Genomic DNA, 22311 nt, shown 5'->3' on the forward strand with positions numbered 1-22311 from the left:
CCGTGCCGCTCCCCTCCCCCGCCGGACCGTCCGCTCCCTCCGCGCGCTCCTGGCTCCTCGTCGCGCCGTCGCTCGTCGTCCTCGGCTGGGGCGGCAACCAGTTCCTGCCGCTGATGCAGCTCTACCGCCAGCTCGAGGGCTACACGCAGACGCAGGTCACGATCCTGCTCGCCGCCTACGTCCTCGGCATCGTGCCCGGCTTCGCGCTCGCGGGCGGCTGGTCCGACCGCTTCGGCCGGCGGCCGGTGCTGCTCGCGGGCCTCGTGCTGGGGATCCTCGGCAGCGTCGTGCTCGCCTGCTCCCCCGCCTCGGTGCTCGGGCTCGGCGTCGGCCGCTTCATCAGCGGGCTGAGCGTCGCGGCGGGGATGGTCGTCGGCACGGCCTGGATCAAGGAGCTCTCGATCGCGACCGGAGCGTCCTCGGCCGGTGCCCGCCGCGCCTCCGCGATGCTCACCATCGGCTTCGGCGGCGGCGCGGGAGTCGGCGGCGCGCTCGCGCAGTTCGGCCCCTGGCCGACCGTGCTCCCCTACATCGTCCAGTCCGCCGCCTGCGTCGCGGCCGTCCTCGTGCTCCTCCGCGCACCGGAGACCCGGGCCTACGACCCCTCCGCCGGACGCCTGACCGGCGAGCTCAGCATTCCGCGACCCGCCCGCGCCCGCTTCGCCGCCGTCGTCCTGCCGCTCGCCCCCTGGGTCTTCGCGGCACCCGCCCTGTCCTTCGCGGTCGGACCGAGCCTGGTCGCCGATCGGCTGCCGGGTCTCACCGTCGGCTTCGCGACCCTCGTCACCGTGATCACCCTCGGCTGCGGCTGGGTCACCCAGCTCTTCTCCGGCCCGCTTCTCGCGCTGCTGCGCGGCCGCGGAGCCCTCGTCGGCGGTGCGCTCACCGCCCTCGGCGCTCTGCTGCTGATCCCCGCCGCCGTCGGCCAGCAGCTCTGGCCGGTCCTCGTCGCCGCACCGGTCTTCGGCTGCGGCTACGGCCTCGCGATGGTCTCCGGACTGACCGCCTCGCAGGCCCTCGTCGAGACGCGCGACCTGGCGAGTGTCACCGCCGTCTACTACTCCGTCACCTACGCCGGCTTCCTCGTGCCGGCGATCCTCGCGGCGCTGGCCGTCGCCCTGCCGATGCCGCTGCTGCTCGCGGCGACCGCGCTCGCGATCCTCGCCTGCGTCGCGCTCGCGGCCCGTGGACTGCGACGCCCGCCCGCGCCTCAGAACCGCGCCGCGACCTCGTAGAGCACGTCCTCGTCGCCGGCGTACAGCCCGTCGGCGCGCGGCCAGTGCGCGATCACGTCGGTGAAGCCCAGCGCCTCGGCGCGGCCCGACGAGTCGGCGTAGCGGTCGACGCTCTCGAGGGAGTAGTCCGGCCCGGAGTCGAGCGAGAGGTGCCGCTCGATCGAGCGCGGATCGCGCCCGGCGGCCTCGAGCGCGTCGTCGAGGCGCTGCGAGAGCTCGGCGACCGCCGCCCACCACTCGTCGGTGCTGCGGCCCTCCGGACCCGTCGTCACCCAGCCCTGCGCCCGCTCGGCCACGAGCGCGAGGCCCTTCGGCCCGTTCGCCGCGAGCACGAACGGCACGCGCGGCGACTGCGCCGGCTCCCCCACCATCCGGGCGCCGCGCGCGGTGAACCACGCGCCGTCGAGATCGATGCCGCCCGAGCCCGGAGCCTCGTGCCGGAGCAGCACGTCGAGCGCCGCGACGAACTCGACGTAGCGCTCGTGCCGCTCCCGCGGCGAGTGCAGCTCCTGCCCCAGCACCGTCGCGTCGAAGCCCGTCCCGCCCGAGCCGACCCCGAGGACGAAGCGGCCGCCCGAGATCTCGTCGACCGTCGCGATCTCCTTCGCGAACGGCACCGGGTGGCGGAAGTTCGGCGAGGCGACGAAGGTGCCCAGCCGCAGCGTCTCGGTGACGATAGCGGCGGCCGTCAACGTCGGAATCGTCGCGTGCCAGACCTGGTCGGCGAGCGAGCGCCAGGAGAGGTGGTCGTAGGTCCAGGCGTGGTCGAAGCCGAGCCCCTCCGCGGACTGCCACTTGCGGCGGGCGGTGGACCAGGGCTCCTGCGGGAGGATGACGATGCCGTGTCGCATCGTCCGAGTGTAGGGAGGGTCCGAGTGCAGGGAGGAACCGCACCGGTACGATGGTCGGCGGTGTGCCGGGAAGTCTGGTCGGCGGACGCGGCCCTCTGCCGCGTTCCCACGCGATCCGACGACCTCCCGAAGGAAGCCCCTCCGTGCCCCACACTCCTGCCTCCGAGCCCACCCACCAGGCGCCGCACGCGATCTGGCGGGGCCTGCGCCAGACGCTGCGCTCCGACGCCGTCGGCGGCGCCCTGCTGCTCGGCGCGACCGTCCTCGCACTGGTCCTCGCCAACTCGCCCGCGGCGGGCTTCTACGAGACCGTCCGCGACTTCGAGTTCGGCCCCGAGGCGCTCCACCTGAACCTCAGCGTCGGCGCCTGGGCGGCCGACGGACTGCTCGCGATCTTCTTCTTCGTCGTGGGCCTCGAGCTCAAGGAGGAGTTCGTCGTCGGCAAGCTCCGCGACCCGCGCACCGCCGCCCTCCCGGTCGCGGCGGCGTTCGGCGGTGTCGCCGTCCCCGCCCTGATCTACGTCGCGATCAACGCGACCGCCGGCCCCGACGCCCTGCAGGGCTGGGCGATCCCGGTCGCCACCGACATCGCCTTCGCGGTCGCCGTGATCGCGGTCGTCGGCAAGAGCCTCCCGGTCGCCCTGCGCACCTTCCTGCTCACCCTCGCCGTCGTCGACGACCTGCTCGCCATCACGATCATCGCCGTCTTCTACACCTCGGCCATCGCCTTCCTGCCGCTGCTGCTCGCGCTCGTCCCGCTCGGGATCTTCGCCGTCCTCGTCCAGCGCGGCGTCCGCACCTGGTGGATCCTGATCCCGCTCGGCGTCGCCACCTGGGCGCTCGTGCACGCCTCCGGCATCCACGCGACCGTCGCCGGCGTGCTGCTCGGCTTCGCGGTCCCGGTCGTCGCGACCGCCCGCGCCCGGGTCCGCACCGGAACCGGCAGCGACGGCGAGCCCGAGTACGACGGACTCGCCGCTCACTTCGCCGACCGCTGGAGCGGCGTCTCGGCCGGCGTCGCCGTCCCGGTCTTCGCCTTCTTCTCGGCCGGAGTGACGATCGGCGGCCTCACCGGCCTCGTCGAGTCGTTCCAGGACAGCATCGCCCTCGGCATCGTCGTCGGCCTGGTGGTCGGCAAGCCGCTCGGCATCCTCGCGACCACCTTCCTGATCACCCGCCTGCCCGGCCTCCGCCTGGACCCCGCGCTGCGCTGGCCGGACCTGGTCGGCATGTCGATGCTCGCCGGCATCGGCTTCACCGTCTCGCTGCTCGTCGGCGAGCTGTCCTTCGGCGTCGGGAGCGAGGCCGACGAGCACGTGAAGGTCGGCGTGCTGGCCGGCTCGGTGATCGCGGCGGTGCTCGGAGCGTCGGTGCTGTCGGCGCGGAGCCGGCGCTACGCGCGCCTGCGCTGATCCCGACCCTCCCGCAGACCGCCGGGCCCGAGACAGCAGAAGCGTCTTTATGTTTCGTGGAGACTCTTTTTGTTACTGCTGTGTAAAAGACCGCTCTTTCGACCGGGATCGGCGCGCATTCCTTCAACGTCGCGGGTAAGAATTGCTGCACTCTCAACAGCAGCACCAATTCCTCCCCCGTGCGCCCTGGAAGGTCACCATGTCCTCTCGCTCCCTGCTCCGCCTGTCCGCCGCCGCTGGAACGGCCGCCCTCCTGCTGACGCTGACGGCGTGCAGCGCGGGTGACGACACGTCCTCCGCCGACTCCGCGTCCGGCGTCGCCTCGGAGGCGGACCCTGCCGTGCAGGCGCTGGTCCCCGACGTCATCGCCGAGGCCGGCGTCATCCGCATGGGCCTCGACGGCGCGTATCCCCCGTTCGGCTCGATCTCCGAGGAGGACGGTGAGACCCTCGTCGGGCTCGACGCCGACCTCGCCCGCGAGATGGCGGCGCTGATGGGCCTCGAGGTCGAGTTCTCGATCACCTCCTTCGACGGTCTCATCCCCTCGCTGCAGTCCGGCACGAACGACATGGCGATGAACTCGATCGGCGACACCAAGGAGCGCGAGGAGGTCGTCGACTTCGTCACCTACTACCACAACGGCACGGTCGCACTCGTGGAGGCGGGGAACCCGATGGACCTCACCGCGACCGCGCTCTGCGGCGCCACCGTCGCCGTGAATCGCGGCTCCCTCCAGCAGTCGACGATGCTCCCGCCGCAGGCCGAGACCTGCGCCGCGGAGGGCGAGGAGGCTCCGACCGAGGCGGTCTTCGCCGGCACCCCGGAGGCCCTGCTCGCCCTCACCGCCGGCCAGGTCGACGCCGTCCTCGCCGACGTGCCGCCGCTCGTGCTCGCGCAGCAGGCGAACGACGCCTTCGAGATCGCCGGCCCCGCGACGAAGAACCCGAACCCCGGCGGCGTCGCGCTGCCCAAGGACGGCGCCTTCACCGAGGCCGTGCACGCCGCGATGACGGAGCTGATGGCGAACGGCACCTACGACGAGCTGATCGCGAAGTACGGCCTCGAGGACATCGCCATCGAGGAGTCCGTCATCAACGGGGCGAACAGCTGATGACCGACGTGCTCGCTCGCACCGAGGAGCGGACGGCACCGCCGACGATGACCGTGGTGCCCGTGCGCCACTGGGGCCGGCGGATCGTCGCGGGGATCCTCCTGCTGCTGCTGGCCGGCTTCGCCTCGACGGTCGTCACGAACGAGAACTACCACTGGGACGTCGTCGGGCAGTACCTCTTCTCGTCCCGCATCCTGACCGGGCTCTGGCACACGCTCGAGCTCACCGCGATCTCGATGATCGTCGGCATCGCGCTGGGTGTGCTCGTCGCGATCATGCGGGAGTCGACCAACCCGGTCTTCTCGAAGATCGCCTGGCTCTACATCTGGTTCTTCCGCGGCACGCCGCTCTTCGTGCAGCTGCTGTTCTGGGGCTACATCGCGGCGCTGTACCCGACCGTCTCGATCGGACTGCCCTTCGCCGACGGCCCGCTCGTCGAGGCCGAGATGCGCGAGCTGATGACGCCGTGGCTCGCGGCCGTGCTCGGTCTCAGCCTGAACGAGGGCGCCTACATGGCCGAGATCGTGCGGGGCGGACTCGCCTCCATCGATCAGGGTCAGCGCGAGGCCGGCCAGGCGATGGGCATGAGCCGCGCGAGGATCCTGCGCCGGATCATCCTGCCGCAGGCGATGCGGGTGATCCTGCCGCCGACGGGCAACAACGTGATCTCCATGCTGAAGACGACCTCGATCGTGAGCGTCGTCGCCTTCCCAGAACTGCTCTACTCCGCGCAGCTGATCTACGCGGTCAACTACCTCACCGTGCCGCTGCTGATCGTGGCGTCGATCTGGTACCTGCTCGTCACCACGGTGCTCACCGCCGGTCAGCACGTGCTCGAGCGCCACTTCGGCCAGGGCCACGGGCCCACCGGCACCGGCCGGACCGGATTCTGGAGCACCGCGCTGCGCCTGCAGCGACGGAGCACCGGAGCCTCCACCCCCGCCGTCGCAGGACCCACGATCACAGGAGGACAGCCGTGAGCACCCAGTCGCTTCCGATGGTGCGCCTCGAGGGCGTGCACAAGTCGTTCGGCTCGCTCGAGGTGCTCAAGGGCATCGACCTGACGATGGAGCGCGAGAAGGTCACCTGCCTGCTCGGCCCGTCGGGTTCGGGCAAGTCCACGCTGCTGCGCTGCATCAACCACATCGAGCGGATCGACAGCGGTCGCGTCTTCGTCGACGACCAGCTGATCGGCTACACCGAGCGCGACGGCCGCTTCTTCGAGATGAAGGAGCGCCTGGTCACTCGGCAGCGCCAGGAGATCGGCATGGTCTTCCAGGGCTTCAACCTCTTCCCGCACCTGACGGTGGAGCAGAACATCATGGAGGGGCGGGTCGGCATCCAGCGCGTCGCCCCCGCACAGGCCCGAGCCGAGGCGCACGCGCTGCTGGAGCGGGTGGGCCTGCGCGAGAAGGCGACGGCGTACCCGAACCAGCTCTCCGGCGGCCAGAAGCAGCGGGTGGCGATCGCCCGGGCGCTGGCCATGCAGCCGAAGGTGATGCTCTTCGACGAGCCGACCTCCGCGCTCGACCCCGAGCTGGTCGGCGAGGTGCTCGAGGTGATGCGCGACCTGGCCGACAGCGGCATGACGATGATCGTGGTCACCCACGAGATCGCCTTCGCCCGCGAGGTCGCCGACCACGTCGTCTTCATGGACGGCGGCGTCGTGGTCGAGCAGGGCCCGCCGGAGCAGGTCCTGGTGCGGCCGAAGCAGGCCCGCACCCGGGCCTTCCTGCGCGGCGTCCTGCTGGAGGAGAACGAGATCGACGAAGGAGCACGCGCATGAGCAGCACCCGCAGCAGGATCGCCGTCATCGGAGCCGGAGTGGTCGGCCTGTCCGTCGCCGCCGAGCTCGGCCGCCGCGGCCACGAGGTGGTCGTGCTCGAGGCCGGCACCGTCGGCTCGGGGACGTCGAGCACCTCCTACGCCTGGATCAACTCGAACGGCAAGTCGCCGCGCGAGTACTACGACCTGAACCTGCGCGGCCTCGCGCTGATGCACGAGCAGGGCCACGGCTCCGACTGGTTCGTCGGCTCGGGGCACCTGGAGTGGCCTGTCGACGCCGCGCACGCCCGCGACCTCGAGACACGTGTGGCGCGGCTGGAGGGCTACGGCTACCCGGTCGAGTGGCTCGACTCCGCCGAGGCCCGCCGTCGGGCACCCGGACTGCGGATGCCTGACGACCAGCGCGTCGCGTTCTTCCCGAGCGAGGGGTACGTGCATCCGGCCCTGCTGCTGGTCGAGCTGTTCCGCCGCTGCGAGCGGGCCGGAGTGGAGGTGCGCGAGCGCACAGCGGTCACCGCTCTCGAGCCCCGCGGCGACGGCGCGACGGTGCGGACGGCGGACGGTGCGTCCCTCGAGGTGGACACCGTGATCAGCTGCGTCGGCCGCTGGACCGAGCAGCTCACCGGAATGCTCGGCACTCCCCTGCCGATGGTCTCGACCGCCGAGGTCGGCGGCGCGGGGGTCGGCTATCTCGCCGTCACCACCCCGGTCCCCGTCGACTTCGCCCCGCTGCTCAGCCACACCGGGCTCAACGTCCGCCCGGCCGGCGGCGGCCGGTTCCTGCTGCAGTCGACCGTGCTGGACGCCGACGCCGACTCCGCCCGCGCCTACGGGCTCGACTCCGTGGTCGCGACCACCCTCCGCGACCGCTTCCGCGCGCTGTTCCGGCACGCCGGCGGCGCCGAGATCGAGTCCTTCGTGGTCGGGCAGCGGGCGATGCCCGCGGACGGCTGGCCCGCTGTCGGCCGCCTCGCACCCGAGTCTCCGCTCTACGTCGTCGCCACCCACAGCGGAGTGACGCTCTCGCTCGCGCTGGGAGACTGGGTGGCGCGGGAGATCGACGGCGAGGAGCAGGACGCCCTCCGCACCTTCCGGCCGTCCCGGCTGCTCGACCCTGCCGCGCAGTTCACCGCCCCGGTGCCGCGCCTGCCCGGCCAGCAGTGACCCGCCGCACCATCCGTTCCACCCCGATCCTGAGGACCCCGTCATGAAGATCTCCCTGCTCGGCGTCGGCCGCATGGGCCACGAGCTCGCCGTCCACCTGCTGGCCGACGGTCACGAGCTCACCGTCTGGAACCGCACACCCGGGGGTGCCGATCGGATCGTCGCCGCCGGCGCAGCGCGGGCCGACGACCTCGTCGGCGCCGTCGAGGGCGCGGACGTCGTGATGACGGTGCTCTTCGGACCCGACACCGTGCGCGAGGTCGTGACCGCGGCGGATCTGCCGATCCCCGCCGAGGCCGTCTGGCTCGACGTCACGACCGTCGCCCCGGCCGACGCCGACGAGTTCCAGGCCTGGGCCGACGCCCGAGGCACCCGCTACGTGCACAGCCCGGTGGTCGGCACCCTCGCCCCCGCTCGCGCGGGCACGCTCGGCGTGCTGGTCGGCGGTGCAGAGGCGGACGTCGAGCGGGTGCTGCCGCTCGTTCGGCTCTGGAGCGATCCCGAGCGGATCCGCGTGACCGGCTCAGCGGCGAAGGCCGCGGTCGGCAAGCTGATCGCCAATCTCGCCATCGCCGTCAGCCTGCAGGGGCTCGTCGAGTCGTTCCGGCTCGGGCGCGCGAACGGGGTCGACGCCGAGGAGGTGCTGGCGATGCTGGACAAGACCGGTCTCGGCTTCATGGCCGGGATGAAAGGGCCGATGATCCTCGCCGACGGCTTCGCCGACACCCAGTTCTCGGCGGACCTGCTCGCCAAGGACTCGCGGCTGATGCTGCACTCGTCGCCCGACCCGCTGCCCGCGGTGACCGCGATGCTGGAGACGCTGACCCGGGTGCAGCGCGACGGCGACGGCGACAGCGACATCGCGGTCGTCGTGCGCGCCGAGCTGTCCTAGGCGGCCCGGATACTCTGATCCCCGCCCGGGCGACCGCCTCCGGCCGCCCGGCGAGGACGACGACGTCGACGAAGGACATCCCGATGACAGCAGCAGCACGATGACCGCCGTCGAACGGCCCGCGAGCACCGAGCCCCCGACGCTCGGAGCAGGGTTCTCCGTGCCGAGGACGGTAGACGGCGAGCGCCTGGTCGCGCTCTTCACCTCGCTGGTCGAGCCGCTCGCGCGAGCGCTGCCTACCTCGACCGAGGTGGTGCTGCACGACCTCAGCCTGGTGCCGAACTCGATCGTCGCGATCCACGGCGACGTCACCGGCCGTCGCATCGGCGATCCGCCGACCGACGTGCTGCTCGAGCAGGCCGCCCGCGGCTTCGACGACTACAACCTGAACTACGAGTCGACGCTGCCCAACGGCAATCGCATGCGCTCCTCGACGCTGATCATCCGCGACATCGCCGGCCACCCGGTCGCCGCGCTGTGCGTGCACACCGACATCTCGGCCTGGCTGTCGATCCAGTCGCTCGTGACGCAGATGGTGGCCGGATCAGGAGCGCCCGCCGCGGCGCCCGACCGCGGCGAGACCTTCGTGAAGGACGTGGACGAGCTGGCCGCGCTGCTGGTCAGCCAGGCGATCGCGGCGGCCGGCGTGCCGGTCTCCGCGATGAAGAAGAAGCACAAGGTCGGCGTCGTGCTCGAGCTGAAGCACCGCGGCTTCTTCATGCTCCGCGACGCGGTCGACATGATCTCCGAGTCGCTCGCGGTGACCCGGTTCACGATCTACAACTACCTCAACGAGATCGCGGCGGAGGAGCCGGTCGTCTCGGACTGACCCTCGGCCAGCCGCATCGTGCCGCCCGCCCGGGCGGCGAACGCGCGCGCCGTCGCCGCGATCGTGCGCTGCATCACCCTGACCGCCGCCGTCGGCGCGAGGTCCGCCGGGCGGGCGAGGCTGATGGTGCGGCTGAGCGTGGGCTCCTCGAGCCGGATCGAGCGCAGGCCCGGGCGACCCTGCAGCACCATCGCCGGCACGATCGCGACGCCGAGACCGCGCTCGGCGAAGCGCAGCACCGCGTCCATCTCGGCGCCCTCGAGCACCACGTCGGGCACGAGACCGGCGGACGAGAAGGCCGCGTCGGTCGTCCGGCGCAGGTCGTAGCTGGAGTTGAAGACGATCTGCGGGAGTCCCGCCACGGCCGCCAGGCCGAGGGCGTCGCCGTCGGCGAGCGCGGGCTCGGCCGCGGAGGAGACCACCACCAGCTCCTCGACGAGCAGCGGCGTCACCGTGAACGCGCCGACGGCCGCCGCCGTCGAGGTCGTCACCAGCGCGAGGTCGAGCTCGCCGCGCGCGAGCCGGTCGAGCAGGCTGCGCGAGCCGTCCTCGGCCAGGTGCAGCTCGATCGCCGGGTGCGCCGCGTGGAAGGCGTGCAGCACCTCCGCCACGAGGCTGATGCAGAGCGTGGGCGTCGCGCCGAAGCGGACCCGCCCGCGCTCGAGCCCGGCGAGCTCGGCCAGCTCGCGGCGCACCGACTCGGCGTCGGCGAGCATGCGCCGCGCGAGCGGCAGCAGCAGCTCACCGGCCGGGGTGAGTGTGCTGCCGGAGCGCGCCCGCTGGAACAGCTCGGAGCCGAGGTCCTGCTCGAGCGCGGAGATCTGGCGGCTCAGCGACGGCTGCGCGAGGTGCAGCTCCTCCGCGGCACGGGTGAAGCTGCCGAGGCGCGCGACTTCGACGAATCCGGACAGCTGCTCGAAGTTCATCGCCATAGCGTAAGCGCATGCCCGGCCCCAGCATTATGCATTGGAGTAATCGAAGCGCCCTGCCTAGCGTGGAGTCATGACCACTTCAGCACCCACTGCCACGGCGGAGCGCCGGATCTCCACCTCCGTCCTCGTCATCGGCACCGGCGGCTCGGGACTCCGCGCCGCGATCGAGCTGGCCGAGGCCGGCGTCGACGTCCTCGCGCTGGGCAAGCGCTCGAAGTCGGACGCCCACACCTCGCTCGCCGCCGGCGGCATCAACGCCGCCCTCGCGACGATGGACCCCGACGACAGCTGGCAGCAGCACGCGGCCGACACCATCACCGAGTCCTACCAGCTCGCCAACCCGCACACGGTCGAGATCGTCACCTCGAACGCCGCCCGCGGCATCCAGGACCTCGAGCGCTACGGCATGCCGTTCGCCCGCGAGGACGACGGCCGCATCTCGCAGCGCTTCTTCGGCGCGCACACCTACCGCCGCACCGCGTTCGCCGGGGACTACACCGGCCTCGAGATCCAGCGCACGCTGGTCAACCGGGCCGCGCAGCTCGACATCCCGATCCTGGACACCGTCTACGTGACGCGGATCCTGGTCAATGAGGACGGCGCCGTCTTCGGCGCGTACGGCTTCGACCTCGTCGACGGCACCCGCTACCTCATCCACGCCGATGCGGTCATCCTCGCCGCCGGCGGTCACAACCGCATCTGGCGCCGGACCTCCTCGCGCCGCGACGAGAACACCGGCGACTCGTTCCGCCTGGCCGTCGAGGCCGGCGGGCGCCTGCGCGACCCCGAGCTGGTGCAGTTCCACCCCTCGGGCATCATCGAGCCCGAGAACGCGGCCGGCACGCTGATCTCCGAGGCGGCGCGCGGCGAGGGCGGCATCCTCCGCAACGGCCTCGGCGAGCGCTTCATGGGCAAGTACGACCCCGAGCGGATGGAGCTCTCGACCCGCGACCGCGTCGCGCTCGCCTGCTACACCGAGATCAAGGAGGGCCGCGGCACGCCGAACGGCGGCGTCTGGCTCGACGTCTCGCATCTCCCGCGCGAGACGATCATGACCCGCCTCCCCCGCGTCTACCAGACGATGCTCGAGCTGCAGATGCTCGACATCACGAAGGACCCGATCGAGATCGCGCCGACGGCGCACTACTCGATGGGCGGCGTCTGGGTCCGCTCGGACGACCACAGCACCGACGTCCCCGGCCTCTACGCCATCGGCGAGGCGTCCAGCGGACTGCACGGCGCGAACCGCCTCGGCGGCAACTCGCTGATCGAGCTGCTCGTCTTCGGCCGCATCGTCGGGCAGGCGGCCGCGGAGTACTCCGCGTCACTGACCGCGCAGACCCGCTCCGCCGAGTCGGTGCAGGTCGCCCGCGACGAGATCGCGGACCTGCTCGCCGCCGACGGCGAGGAGAACGTGCGTGCCCTGCAGCGCGCGATCCGCAACACCATGACCGAGCACGCCGGCGTCGTCCGCGACGAGGCGGGCCTGCTGGCCGGACTCGCCGAGCTGGACGCCATCGAGGCGCGCATCGCCGGCATCGGCATCCACCCGGACATCGCGGGCTTCCAGGACCTGGCGCACGCCTTCGACCTGAAGTCGGCGGCGATGGCCGCGCGGGCCACCCTCGAGGCCGCGCTGGAGCGCCGCGAGAGCCGCGGCTGCCACAACCGCAGCGACTACCCGGACATCGACCCGGCGCTGCAGGTGAACCTGGTGTGGTCGCCCTCCACCGGCATCGCCCGCGAGGAGATCCCCGCGGTCCCGGAGGAGATCCAGGCGCTGATCCGCGAGGTCGCCACCGCGGGCAAGCTGCTCGAGTAGCGGCACCGCGCGCGCTCCGCACGCACGACGACGCCGGCCCGGGAGTGTTCCCGGGCCGGCGTCGTGTCGTTCCGCATCGATCAGGCGCGGCTGCGGGCGCGTCCGCCGAAGCGGGTGTAGAGGAACAGCACGATGATCGCGCCGATGATGGAGCCGATGATCCCGGCCGGCTGGAGGAAGCCCTCCATCGGGTCGTGCTGGAAGATCAGGAAGCCGAGGAAGCCGCCGACGAAGGATCCGACGATCCCCAGCACGATGGTCATCAGGATGCTGATGTTCTGGCGTCCCGGGACGATGAGGCGGGCGAGAGCGCCGGCGATGAGGCCGACGACGATGAGGCTGATGATGAGTCCGAGCACGGGCGTCACCTTCCTGTCGAGCACGGCGGACCGTGCGGTGGGGCTCTGCGGTCGCTGAGCCGATGAGCAACCCAAGCAGTCGCGGAGGGGTGGCCGGTACACCCCTGGGGGTGTAGTCACGGTGCCCGGTCGCGCGGTACGGTCCGTGGATGGACAGAGCATGCCCGCGCCCCTGACCGTCGCCCTGGTCGACGACTACGACGTCGTCCTCAAGGGCCTCGCGCACATGTTCGACCACTACCGCGACCGCGTCGTCGTCGCTGAGATCGACGCGAACGCCGCGCTCTCCGACCGCATCGACATCGTGCTGTACGACTCGTTCGCCCAGCCGGAGTCGGACCTGCAGGAGCTCGCCGACCTCGTCCGCAACCCGCGCGCCGAGCACGTCGTCGTCTACACCTGGAACTTCCACCCCGACCTCGTCGCCGACGCCCTCGACCAGGGCGTGCGCGGCTACCTCTCCAAGACCCTGCCCGCCCGCGAGCTCGTCGCCGCCCTCGAGGCCGTGCGCTCCGGCGAGCTCGTCGTCAGCGAGCCGCCCCGCCGCGCCGGCACCGCCCCCGGCCTCGACTGGCCCGGCCGCCATGAGGGCATCACCGACCGCGAGTCCGAGATCCTCGCCCTGATCACCCAGGGCAAGAGCAACGCCGACGTCGCCGCCCTCACCTACCTCAGCCCCAACACGGTCAAGTCCTACATCCGCAGCGTCTACGGCAAGATCGGCGCCTCCAGCCGCACCCAGGCCGTCCTCTGGGGCGTCGAGCACGGCTTCACCCCCGACCACCACCGCATCGACCACTGGCTCGGCGGCCCGTGAACCGGCGATATCAGCTTCTCGCCGCGGCGGTCGCCACCGCACTGCTCCTGTCCGGGTGCGCGTCCACACCGGCGTCGAGGGCGCCCGAGGGCGATCCGATCACCGCGGCCCGCGCACTCCCCGATGCGGGCGGCATCGTGAGGATCGGCGACGCGACGGGCACGTGCGGCGAGTACGTCCTGGATCAGGGCGAGGAGCTCCCCCGCGAGGCAGGCGCCTGCCTCGTGGACCTGTCCGCCCGCGGGGAGGCCGCCGAGCTCGCCTGGAGCACCCCGACCTCCGAGGGCGATCCGATCGTCTCCTTCGCCTTCGTCGGCGGCACCGCCACTCGTCTGCTCGTCTTCACGACGCACGCCTTCGACCGGCACAGCGGACTCGAGGAGCCGCTCAGTCCCGGCGAGAGCTGGACCGGCCACGCCTGCGACGATCCGTCCGACCTGCTCGGCACCGGCGACTGCGACCCCCTGGTCGAGGGCTGAGCGGCGGCTCTTGCGCGGGAACCGGGCCGTGTGGTCCGGTGGTCGGATGGACTCCACCTCCCCAGCCGCATCCGAGAACGCTGGAGACGGCGACGCCCTGCTGCAGGCGCTCTGCACGACCTCCGAGCTGGACGAGGACGGGGAGGTCGTCGCCGTCGGCGACCGGATCCGGCGGCTCGCCGTCCCCCACCGCGGCGGCTACATCGGCGGCGACCTCGACGAGACGCCGTGGATGCTCGACCGCTACGGCGACGCGACAGGAGCCGCCGACACGGTGTGGATCGAGGGCCTCGTGACATCCGTCGCGGCGATCCGGACCCGCATGACCCGGCGCGACGACGGCGTGTGGACGGTCCTGCCCGGCTCCGCGGTGCTCGAGCCGTTGCGCTCCACCGCGGACACGCGCAGGCCGGTCCCCGAGATCGACTGGGGTCCGCACTCGGAGCCCGACGCCGACGGGCACGCCTACGCGATGGGCTTCGCGCGGCGGAGCGAGGGTGACGAGGAGCTCTCCGGCTGGCTGTTCACCGTGCGGCGCGCCTAGGGTGAGCACACCGGAGCACGAGGGGGACGCGATGCCACGGAACCAGCACAGAGGCGCCACCGCCGCCGCGATCGCGCTGCTCGCCCTGCCGCTGCTCGCGGGGTGCGCGGGACCGACGCCCTACTCGGACTTCGACCGGACGCGGGACGACCGCGACGTGCTGCCGGATCTCGGCGACGTGAGCGAGCAGATCGAACCGGACTCCGTGCGCTTCGTCGGCACGGCCGAGGGCGTCGACGTCTATCTCGGCTCGTCGATCCGCGGCGACGACCACTGCGTGATCATCGACGGTGACGACGGGCCCGTGAGCGGCTGCGGCGGAGGGGGCGACCTGGAGGTGTCGCAGCGCACCTCGGTGGTGGTGCAGGTGCATCCCGACGGCGTCGAGCCGGAAGACGTTCCCGGTCTCGACTGGACGGCCCTCGGCCAGAACGTGTCGGTGCGGTCCTACAACTGACCGCTGTCGCGCCTGCGGTAGGTCGCCAGAGCCACTCCGCCGGGCAGCGCGCGCAGGTCGACGGCCTCGAGCGCCACCGGCTGCGCGAGCCCGCCGAGCAGCGGGATCCCCGCGCCCAGCAGCACCGGCGAGATCTTCACCTGGATCTCGTCGATCTCCTCGATCAGCTGCGCGGCGAGGTCGCCGCCGCCGCAGAGCCAGACATCGCGCCCGGGCTCCCGCTTGAGCGCCGCGACCTGCGCGCGCACGTCGCCCGCCATCGTCTCCACCCGGTCGGAGGCGGGCAGTTCGCCGTGGGTCACCACGATCTGGCGCAGGTGCGGGTACGCACCGTCGACGAGCCCGGCGTCGACCGCGGGGGCGTGGCTGCGGCGGCCGAGCAGCACGGTGTCGAACCGGCGAGGCGACGCCGTGACGCCGAGCGCCGCCCGCAGGTGCGCCGGGCAGGTCTCCGGGTAGCGCTCGAAGAGGTCGGCGAGGGTCTCCGGCGCGGTCGGCAACGCGGAGACGTCCCCCTCAGGATCCGCGAGGAAGCCGTCGAGCGAGGTGGCGATGTAGTAGACGAGGTCGCGCATGCCACCGCACGGTACCCCTCCTCGGCGGGGGTCTTCTAGCCTGGAGGGAGAGGAGGTCCCCATGTCCGAAGCCAGGGATCGCGCCGCTCGCTACGCCGCGGAGCGCGCGACCGGCGGCCGCCCGGAGACCGGCGACGAGCGCACCGGCTCCCTTCCCGAGAACGCCGAGGACCGCGCCGCGTTCATCGAGACGTCGATCCAGCAGGCGATCCGCCGGGGCGAGTTCGACGGCCTGCCGGGCGCGGGCAAGCCGCTCGAGGGACTCGGCGAGCACCACGACCCGGACTGGTGGATCCGCCGCAAGATCGAGCGCGAGAACCTCACCGGCATCGGTCCCGCCGCCTTCCTGCTCCGCGCCGAGGACCGGCGGCTCGACGAGCAGCTCGACCGGCTGATCCGCGAGTCCGAGGTGCGGGCGGTGCTCGCCGACTTCAACAAGCGGGTCGTCGAGGCGCGCCGGCAGCTCTTGGGCGGCCCGCCGGTGGTCACGCCGCTCCGCGACATCGACGCGGAGGTCTCCGCCTGGACCGAGCGCCGGAGCGCGCGGTTCGCAGCCGCCGAGGCGCAGGATCCCGTGCCGCCGCGCCGCCGGTGGTGGCACCGGCGCTGACCGCACCGCGCACGAGCGCGCCGATCCGCATCACTATGCTGGGAAACTCCGCGAGGGAGGGTCGGATGAAGGTTCCGCGCACCGCGACGACCCGCGTCGTCACCGAGATCAACCGGACGGCGATCGTCGACGCCCTCCGCCTGCACGGCCCCTCCTCCCGCAGCGCCATCGCGCGCCACACCGGCCTCAGCCCCGCGACCGTCGAGCGGCTCTGCTCAGCGCTGCTCGGCGAGGGCGTCATCGTCCTCGACGGCCGCGAGCGCTCCTCCGGCGGCCGGCCGTCCTCGCTCTACCGCTACGCCGGCGACGCCCGGGTGGTCGCCGCGATCGAGGTGTCCGAGGCGCAGGCGCACGGCCGCCTCGTCGACTTCGACGGTAAGACCGTGCGCGACGAGGTCCTCGCCTTCGACCTCTCCGGCGACGGCTCCGACGCGGACCGCCGCCTCGCCGGCACCATCGAGACGGTCGACCTGCTGATGGCCGCGTCGAAGCGGATCCGCAAGCCCTGCGCCGGCGTCGGCGTCACCATCCCGGGCATCGTGCACGGTCCGGAGGGCCGGGTCACCAACACGATCGAGCTCGGCTGGAGCGACGTCATGCTCGGCAGCATCCTCAAGGCCCGCGTCGGCGTGCCGGTGCTGGTCGAGAACGACGCGAACGCCATCGGCTTCGGCGAGTGGTCCCGCGGCGCCGGCCGCGGCGCGCAGAGCCTGGCCACCTACGTCCTCGGCGTCGGAGTCGGCGCCGGCATCGTGCACGACGGCGCGCTGCTGCGCGGCTCGCGCTCGGCCGCGGGAGAGATCGGCTACCTGGTCACCGAGCGCTCGCACCTGGAGCGGCCGTACACGACCCAGGGCGACCTGGAGTCGCGGATCGCCGGGATCTCCCGGAGCTACGCGCGCGAGCACGCCGCGGACGCGACGAACCCGCTCGAGGCCCTGCTCGACGCGGCCGCGGCGGGCGACGAGGCGGCCCTCGTGCCGGCGGGCGAGATCTTCGACTACATCGGCCTGTCCTGCATCGCGCTCTGCACGGTGCTCGATCCCGAGCTGATCGTGCTGGCCGGCCACCTCTCGCGCCAGCCCGAGTACGCGGTGCAGGAGGTGACCCGTCGCCTCGTCGGCCGGATCACCATCCCGCCGCGCATCGTCACCGCCGAGCTGGGCGCCGATGCGGCGCTGGTCGGCGTCGCGCAGCTGATCATCGCCCGCTCGCGCACGGCGACCTACCTCAGCTGAGGGCCCGGTTCAGCCGAGCTCCCGCTCCAGCACCGCGGCCGCCTCGCGGTCGAGCAGCACCGTGACGTCCGGATGGCCCTGCAGCGCCGAGGCCGGGCAGTCGACGTCGACCGGGCCGAGCAGCGCGCGCGCGACGGCGTCCGCCTTGGCCGCGCCCGAAGCGAGCAGCACCAGCGAGCGCGTGGCGAGGATCGTCGCGATCCCCTGCGTGATCGCCGACTCCGGGACCAGATCGATCCGCCCGTCGAAGAACCGCGCGTTCGCCTCCCGGGTGCTGCGCTCGAGCCGCACGACGTGCGTGCCGACGTCGTGCGGGGTGCCGGGCTCGTTGAAGCCGATGTGGCCGTTGCCGCCGATGCCGAGGATCTGCAGCTCGACGCCACCGGCCGCCCGGATCGCGGCGTCGTAGTCCCGGCCCGCCTGCTCGCCGTCCGCGCGGGTGCCGTCCGGGACGTGCACGGCGCCCACGCCGAGCGGCACGCGCACCTCGCGGTCGAGGACCGCGCGGTAGCTCTCGGGATGCCCTGGGTCGATCCCCACGTACTCGTCGAGCGCGAAGGCGCTCGCCCCGGTGAAGTCGAGCCTGCCCGCCACGACGCGCTCGGCGAGCTCGCGGTAGAGCAGCGAGGGCGTCGAGCCGGTCGCGACGCCGAGCACCGCGCGCGGGTCGGCGAGGACCCGCGCGGCGACCAGGTCGGCCGCGGCGCGCGAGGCCTCGGCGAAGGAGTCGACGACATGGACCGAGGTCCCCGGGGCGAAGCCCGTCCTGCCCGTCGTCGGACCGATGATGCTCACGAGGCCACCTCCGAGAGCGTGCGCTCGGCGGCCGCCAGGGCGTGGGCGTGCGCCATCGCGCCGACCACCGGCGGGCGCCGCACGACGACGAAGCCGAGCTGCGGGGCCTCCTCGGCCAGCCGTTCGCGGACCCGCCGCTCGTAGGCGGGCTGGTTCACGATCACGCCGCCGCCCGCGACGACGAGCGAGCCGATCGCGCCGCGGCGCACGAGCGAGGCGACGCCCGCCGCGAGCGCACGGGCGGCGTCCTCCAGAATCCGCTCGGCGAGCGACGAGCCGGAGGCCGCCTGCTCGAAGACGAGCGGGGCGAACGCCCCCCAGGCCGCGCCGCCCGCGATGCGCGTCGCCTCGGCGGCGAGGGTGGCCGCGTCGCTCGCGCCGAAGGCGGCGAGGACCGCGCCGATCAGCGGGTCCGGCGCCCCGCCGTCGGAGGCGATGCCCCGGTCGCAGGCCACCAGCGTCTCGCGCAGCGCCGTCGACACCAGGTCGTGCGCGCTGCCGCGGTCGCCGAGCGGCCAGCCGTGGCCGTCGACCGTGATCCGCGTGCCGTCGATGGTCGTTCCGCAGATCACGGCGCCGGTGCCGACGATCATCTGGATGCTCGGCTCCTCCTGCTCCGCGAAGCCGAGCAGCTCGGCGTCGTTGACGACCGTCACCGTGCGGCCGAGGTGGAGCGACAGAGTCGCCGTCGCCTCGCGCATCTGCCCGGGGGTGTCGCAGCCGTGCACGCCGAGGACCACCACGGCGTCCCCGGCGAGCGGGCGCAGGCGCAGCAGCACGCCGGCCAGACGCGGCAGGTTCTCGGGGTCGGCGAAGAGCTCGCCCGAGCGCCAGGCGCTCGAGGGGAGGACCAGGTCCTCCTCCGCGCCGGCCGTGTCGAGCAGGCGGACGTGCGTCTTGGTCCCGCCCACGTCGACACCGACGAGGTGGGCTGCGGCTCGGGGAGGATTATTCGTCACAGTGGCATGAAAGCACCTCTCGGCCCGGGGGACAAGGCGGCTGGCGCGGGATGCGGCCCCTCGCACACCTCCGCGTTACGGCGCTGTTTCCGCGAGTTACGGCCCGATCACGCTTTGAAGCGCCTCGGAGATATCTGTTGACCTATATGTCTCGTATTGATAAGAAAGCACTACCGCCTCGACGACGAAGCGCCTGCGCCTCGTCGACTGACAGACACATGAAAGGTGTTCCGTTGAAGAAGACAGCACGCGCCACCCTGGCGCTCCTCGGCACGGGAGTGCTGATCGCTTCTCTCGCCGGGTGCGCGAACGGCTCCTCCGGAGCCGGCGCCTCCGAGCCCCTCCAGTTCGTCCTCTCCGGCGACGGCACCCAGGGCGGCGGCTACCAGAAGATGGCCGATCTCTACCAGGAGCAGACCGGTGTCGAGGTCGAGATCGTGGACGTCCCGGGCGACGACCTGACGACCCGCCTGCGCAACAGCGCCCAGGCGAACGACCTGCCGGCCCTCGCTGCGGCCGCCAACGTCGACCCGCTGTGGAAGGACCAGATCCTCGACCTCTCGCAGATCGCCGAGGACCAGGACATCCTGCCGCTGCTCGCCGTGCCGGACCCCGAGGACGGCAAGGTCAAGGCGCTGCCCACCAGCCTCACCTCGGTCGGCATGTTCATCAACAAGTCGCTCTTCGACGAGGCGGGCGTCTCGTACCCCACCGACGCGACGCAGAGCTGGACCTGGGACGAGTTCGTCGCCAAGTCCGAGGAGGTCCAGGCGGCCACCGGCGCGCAGTACGGCATGGTGATGGACAACTCCGCGCACCGCCTCCGCTCCTTCCTCTACGAGTTCGGCAGCGAGGGCATCGTCGACGACGGCGGCACCTTCACCGCCAACGACGAGACCAAGACGGCGCTGGAGTACTTCAAGAAGCTCAACGACGACGGCTTCATGCCCAAGTCGGTCTGGACCGCGGGCGAGGACGCCAGCGCGACCTTCAAGAGCGGCCAGGTCGTCTCCTACTACTCCGGCGTCTGGCAGATCGCGGACTTCCAGTCCAACATCACCCAGTTCGAGTGGGCCTCGGTGCCGACCCCGCAGCAGCCCGTCAAGGCGACCAACTACGGCGCCGCCTCGTGGATCGTCGCCTTCGACGGCACCGGCCAGGAGGAGGAGGCCCAGAAGTTCATCGACTGGCTCTACCAGCCCGAGCAGTACTCCGCGTACTGCGAGATCGCCGGCTGCCTGCCCGCCGTCACCGGTCTCGAGATGAACTACCCGGCCAACCAGGACGCGTTCGCGCTCTACAACGCCGAGATCGCGGCCTCGCCCGCCGTCTCCTCGCTGCAGACCGTCGACCAGCTGATCGGCGGCTACGAGGGCAAGTTCCTCCAGTCGGAGCCGCTCAAGGACGAGACGATCAAGTACCTCAACGACCAGCAGAGCGTCGACGAGACCATCGACAACATCCTGTCGACGACCCAGGCCGCCCTCGGCGAGTAGGTCCCCCCACCGGGCGGTGCGGGGTCCTCCCCGCACCGCCCTCCCCCTCGCAGGACCACCCGATCAGGAGAGCACCATGACCGTCCAGCCGCTCGTCACGCCGTCCTCGCCACCGGAGGCGGTCCTCACGGTCCCCGGCGCGGGTCGCGGATCGAAGGGCTCGCGCCAGCGCCCCGTGCGCCGCCCCCGCTACGTCGTCAGCACCGTGCTGCTGACGGTCGGCGTCGCGATCCTCTTCGCCCTCTTCTTCGTCTGGCCGGGCGCGCTCGGCGTGATGTACTCCTTCACCTCCTACCGGGGCTTCGGCGACATCGAGTTCGTCGGGCTCGACAACTACACGGCGCTCGCGCAGGACCCGGTCTTCTACGCCGCGGTCGGCCGCACGCTCGTCTACGCGCTGTTCTCGGTGCCGTTCGCCTGCGGCCTCTCGCTGCTGATGGCCGTGGCGCTGAACAACGCGCGGGCCAAGGGCAAGATCGGCGCCCGCATCATCTTCTTCCTGCCCTGGCTGGTCTCCCCCATCGTCGCGGGCGTCATCTGGCGCTGGATGTTCGGCGAGAGCTTCGGCTTCGTCAACTTCGCCATCACCTCGCTCGGCGGCGGCGCCGTGCCGTGGTCCTCGAACGCCGACCTCTCGCTCTTCGTCGTGATCCTCGCCTCCGCGTGGGGCGGAGCGGCGTTCAACATGCTGCTGTTCATCGCGGCGCTGAACAACGTGCCGACCTCGCACTACGAGGCGGCCGAGCTCGACGGCGCGAACCCCTGGCAGCGCTTCGTCTCGATCACCCTCCCCGGCATCGCGCCGACCACGCTGCTCGTGGTCCTGCTCTCGACGCTCGGGCACATGAAGGAGTTCGCGATGATCCAGGCCCTCAACAACGGCGGCCCGGGGACCGAGAACCAGCTCATCGTCCAGTACATCTTCCAGACCGGATTCGCCCAGTCGAACGTCGGCTACGCCAGCGCCGCCTCGATGGTGCTGCTGGTGATCCTGCTGATCATCGCCGCCGTCCAGCTCGCCATCAGCAAGAGGAGCCAGGCATGGTGACCACGACCCCCGCCCCCGCCCGCACCACCCGCGCGAAGCGCACGCCGGCGGCACCCGCGCCGATGACCCGGAAGAAGACCGGCGAGTTCCGCCGCTCGATCGGCCCGACCGCGATGCTCTGGGCGATCGCGATCCTCACGCTCTTCCCGCTGCTCTGGTTCCTGCTCAGCTCCTTCAAGGGCGGCGGCGACCTCTTCACCTACCCGCTCTCGCTGCTGCCGCGCGAGTGGACCCTGGACGGCTACCAGCGCGCGCTGGAGCGGGTCGACTTCGTCCGCTACTTCTCGAACACCTTCGTGGTCGCGACGCTGACCACGCTGCTCACCGTCTTCTTCAGCGCGACGACCGGCTACGCGCTGGCCAAGTACAAGTCGCCGTGGCTGAGCGTGCTGGCGCTCTGCATCCTCGCGACGACGATGCTGCCCGGCGAGGTCATCCTCAACCCGGTCTTCACCGTGGTCCGCGACCTCGGGATGTACAACACGCTGATGGGCATCATCATGCCGTCGATCCTCACCCCGACCGGCGTCTTCATGTTCCGGCAGTTCTTCATCACCGTGCCGGACGAGCTGCTCGACGCCGCCCGGATCGACGGGGCGCGCGAGCTGTCGATCTTCTTCCGGATCATGCTGCCGCTGTCGAAGCCGATCATCCTGACGCTGTCGATCATCTCGTTCCAGTGGCGCTGGAACGACTACATCTTCCCGCTGATCATCCTCAGCGACCCGAAGAACTTCACCCTGCAGATCGCGCTGCGCCAGCTGATCGGCGCCCAGAACATCGACTGGGCGATCCTGCTCTCGGCCTCGGTGCTCTCGATGCTGCCGCTGGTGGCGATCTACCTGGTGTTCCAGAAGTACATCACCGGGTCCGACATCAACGCGGGGCTGCGCGACTAGAG

General features: G+C 71.9%; 24 protein-coding genes. 18 read left to right on the forward strand and 6 right to left on the reverse strand.

Translation table 11 applies throughout. The annotated features are described in order from the left end of the window. Window positions 1–2: 2 nt before the first annotated feature. On the forward strand, window positions 3–1235 hold the full coding sequence (locus MT350_RS06890) for an MFS transporter (protein WP_243615596.1): 1233 nt from the start codon (window positions 3–5) through the stop codon (window positions 1233–1235). On the opposite strand, the gene MT350_RS06895 is transcribed toward MT350_RS06890, so the two are convergent. Then, entirely contained in the window at window positions 1211–2086 is an 876-nt protein-coding gene (locus MT350_RS06895) for an LLM class flavin-dependent oxidoreductase (RefSeq protein WP_243599222.1), read from the reverse strand. The two genes, MT350_RS06890 and MT350_RS06895, sit on opposite strands and share 25 nt — an antisense overlap. 143 nt (window positions 2087–2229) lie before the next feature. Here MT350_RS06895 and nhaA point away from each other — a divergent pair, with 143 nt between their 5' ends. From nhaA to MT350_RS06930, 7 genes are all read left to right on the forward strand, one after another. Further along, the gene (gene nhaA, locus MT350_RS06900) at window positions 2230–3498 is read left to right on the forward strand and encodes a Na+/H+ antiporter NhaA (RefSeq protein ID WP_374204649.1); all 1269 of its coding nucleotides are present in this window, start codon (window positions 2230–2232) and stop codon (window positions 3496–3498) included. Between the two features lie 199 nt (window positions 3499–3697). Then, complete coding sequence (locus tag MT350_RS06905) at window positions 3698–4609, forward strand: ABC transporter substrate-binding protein (protein ID WP_243599221.1); 912 nt, start codon at window positions 3698–3700, stop codon at window positions 4607–4609. Then, a complete protein-coding gene (locus MT350_RS06910) occupies window positions 4609–5589 on the forward strand; it encodes an amino acid ABC transporter permease (RefSeq protein WP_243599220.1) in 981 nt (326 codons plus the stop codon). The genes MT350_RS06905 and MT350_RS06910 overlap by 1 nt, the downstream gene beginning before the upstream one ends. Before the next feature lie 17 nt (window positions 5590–5606). Beyond that, window positions 5607–6395 carry an amino acid ABC transporter ATP-binding protein gene (locus tag MT350_RS06915; protein ID WP_243599301.1) on the forward strand — a complete coding sequence of 263 codons (789 nt, stop codon included), beginning with the start codon at window positions 5607–5609 and terminating at the stop codon, window positions 6393–6395. Continuing rightward, complete coding sequence (locus tag MT350_RS06920) at window positions 6392–7558, forward strand: FAD-binding oxidoreductase (protein ID WP_243599219.1); 1167 nt, start codon at window positions 6392–6394, stop codon at window positions 7556–7558. The genes MT350_RS06915 and MT350_RS06920 overlap by 4 nt, the downstream gene beginning before the upstream one ends. Before the next feature lie 43 nt (window positions 7559–7601). Continuing rightward, window positions 7602–8450 carry an NAD(P)-dependent oxidoreductase gene (locus MT350_RS06925; protein WP_243615597.1) on the forward strand — a complete coding sequence of 283 codons (849 nt, stop codon included), beginning with the start codon at window positions 7602–7604 and terminating at the stop codon, window positions 8448–8450. Window positions 8451–8610: 160 nt separating this feature from the next. Beyond that, entirely contained in the window at window positions 8611–9279 is a 669-nt protein-coding gene (locus tag MT350_RS06930; protein WP_243599217.1) for a transcriptional regulator, read from the forward strand. Here the strand turns inward: MT350_RS06930 and MT350_RS06935 are convergent. Further along, window positions 9234–10205, reverse strand: coding sequence for a LysR family transcriptional regulator (locus MT350_RS06935; RefSeq protein WP_243599216.1), 972 nt, complete (start codon window positions 10203–10205; stop codon window positions 9234–9236). The two genes, MT350_RS06930 and MT350_RS06935, sit on opposite strands and share 46 nt — an antisense overlap. Before the next feature lie 76 nt (window positions 10206–10281). On the opposite strand from MT350_RS06935, the gene MT350_RS06940 reads away from it, so the two are divergent. Further along, entirely contained in the window at window positions 10282–12033 is a 1752-nt protein-coding gene (locus MT350_RS06940; protein WP_243599215.1) for an L-aspartate oxidase, read from the forward strand. An 80-nt stretch (window positions 12034–12113) separates the two neighbouring features. Here MT350_RS06940 and MT350_RS06945 read toward each other — a convergent pair whose 3' ends face one another. Next, entirely contained in the window at window positions 12114–12392 is a 279-nt protein-coding gene (locus MT350_RS06945; RefSeq protein ID WP_123445883.1) for a GlsB/YeaQ/YmgE family stress response membrane protein, read from the reverse strand. Between the two features lie 160 nt (window positions 12393–12552). Here MT350_RS06945 and MT350_RS06950 point away from each other — a divergent pair, with 160 nt between their 5' ends. Genes MT350_RS06950 through MT350_RS06965 form a run of 4 tightly spaced genes read left to right on the forward strand, consistent with a single transcriptional unit; the run spans window position 12553 to window position 14689 of the window. Next, window positions 12553–13209 carry a response regulator transcription factor gene (locus MT350_RS06950; RefSeq protein WP_123445882.1) on the forward strand — a complete coding sequence of 219 codons (657 nt, stop codon included), beginning with the start codon at window positions 12553–12555 and terminating at the stop codon, window positions 13207–13209. Further along, on the forward strand, window positions 13206–13688 hold the full coding sequence (locus tag MT350_RS06955; RefSeq protein WP_243599214.1) for a hypothetical protein: 483 nt from the start codon (window positions 13206–13208) through the stop codon (window positions 13686–13688). The genes MT350_RS06950 and MT350_RS06955 overlap by 4 nt, the downstream gene beginning before the upstream one ends. A 46-nt stretch (window positions 13689–13734) precedes the next feature. Further along, window positions 13735–14232, forward strand: a complete 498-nt coding sequence (locus tag MT350_RS06960) for a hypothetical protein (RefSeq protein ID WP_243599213.1) — start codon at window positions 13735–13737, stop codon at window positions 14230–14232. A 31-nt stretch (window positions 14233–14263) separates the two neighbouring features. Continuing rightward, window positions 14264–14689, forward strand: a complete 426-nt coding sequence (locus tag MT350_RS06965; protein WP_243599212.1) for a hypothetical protein — start codon at window positions 14264–14266, stop codon at window positions 14687–14689. On the opposite strand, the gene MT350_RS06970 is transcribed toward MT350_RS06965, so the two are convergent. After that, window positions 14680–15264 (reverse strand): dihydrofolate reductase family protein, encoded by a 585-nt coding sequence (locus MT350_RS06970; protein WP_243599211.1) that lies wholly within the window; start codon window positions 15262–15264, stop codon window positions 14680–14682. The two genes, MT350_RS06965 and MT350_RS06970, sit on opposite strands and share 10 nt — an antisense overlap. A 61-nt stretch (window positions 15265–15325) precedes the next feature. Between MT350_RS06970 and MT350_RS06975 the strand changes: the two genes are divergently transcribed. Then, the gene (locus MT350_RS06975) at window positions 15326–15874 is read left to right on the forward strand and encodes a DUF1992 domain-containing protein (protein ID WP_243599210.1); all 549 of its coding nucleotides are present in this window, start codon (window positions 15326–15328) and stop codon (window positions 15872–15874) included. Window positions 15875–15939: 65 nt separating this feature from the next. After that, a complete protein-coding gene (locus MT350_RS06980; RefSeq protein ID WP_243599209.1) occupies window positions 15940–17112 on the forward strand; it encodes an ROK family transcriptional regulator in 1173 nt (390 codons plus the stop codon). A 9-nt stretch (window positions 17113–17121) separates the two neighbouring features. Here the strand turns inward: MT350_RS06980 and MT350_RS06985 are convergent, their stop codons facing one another. Together MT350_RS06985 and MT350_RS06990 are read right to left on the reverse strand one after the other, a co-directional pair. Next, on the reverse strand, window positions 17122–17907 hold the full coding sequence (locus tag MT350_RS06985) for a glucosamine-6-phosphate deaminase (protein WP_243615598.1): 786 nt from the start codon (window positions 17905–17907) through the stop codon (window positions 17122–17124). Next, entirely contained in the window at window positions 17904–18866 is a 963-nt protein-coding gene (locus MT350_RS06990) for a BadF/BadG/BcrA/BcrD ATPase family protein (protein ID WP_243599207.1), read from the reverse strand. The genes MT350_RS06985 and MT350_RS06990 overlap by 4 nt, the downstream gene beginning before the upstream one ends. Window positions 18867–19099: 233 nt before the next feature. On the opposite strand from MT350_RS06990, the gene MT350_RS06995 reads away from it, so the two are divergent. The 3 genes from MT350_RS06995 to MT350_RS07005 all read left to right on the forward strand — a co-directional run bounded on the left by MT350_RS06995 (window position 19100) and on the right by MT350_RS07005 (window position 22309). Further along, a complete protein-coding gene (locus tag MT350_RS06995; protein ID WP_243582014.1) occupies window positions 19100–20362 on the forward strand; it encodes an ABC transporter substrate-binding protein in 1263 nt (420 codons plus the stop codon). A 76-nt stretch (window positions 20363–20438) separates the two neighbouring features. Then, window positions 20439–21410, forward strand: a complete 972-nt coding sequence (locus tag MT350_RS07000) for a carbohydrate ABC transporter permease (RefSeq protein WP_132437069.1) — start codon at window positions 20439–20441, stop codon at window positions 21408–21410. Then, window positions 21404–22309: a carbohydrate ABC transporter permease gene (locus MT350_RS07005; protein WP_243599206.1), complete on the forward strand. Its 906-nt coding sequence runs from the start codon at window positions 21404–21406 to the stop codon at window positions 22307–22309. Before MT350_RS07000 ends, MT350_RS07005 begins: the two co-directional genes overlap by 7 nt. The last annotated feature ends 2 nt before the right edge of the window (window positions 22310–22311 follow it).

This window comes from Rathayibacter sp. VKM Ac-2928 (genome assembly GCF_022815545.1).
Lineage (GTDB): Bacteria > Actinomycetota > Actinomycetes > Actinomycetales > Microbacteriaceae > Rathayibacter > Rathayibacter festucae.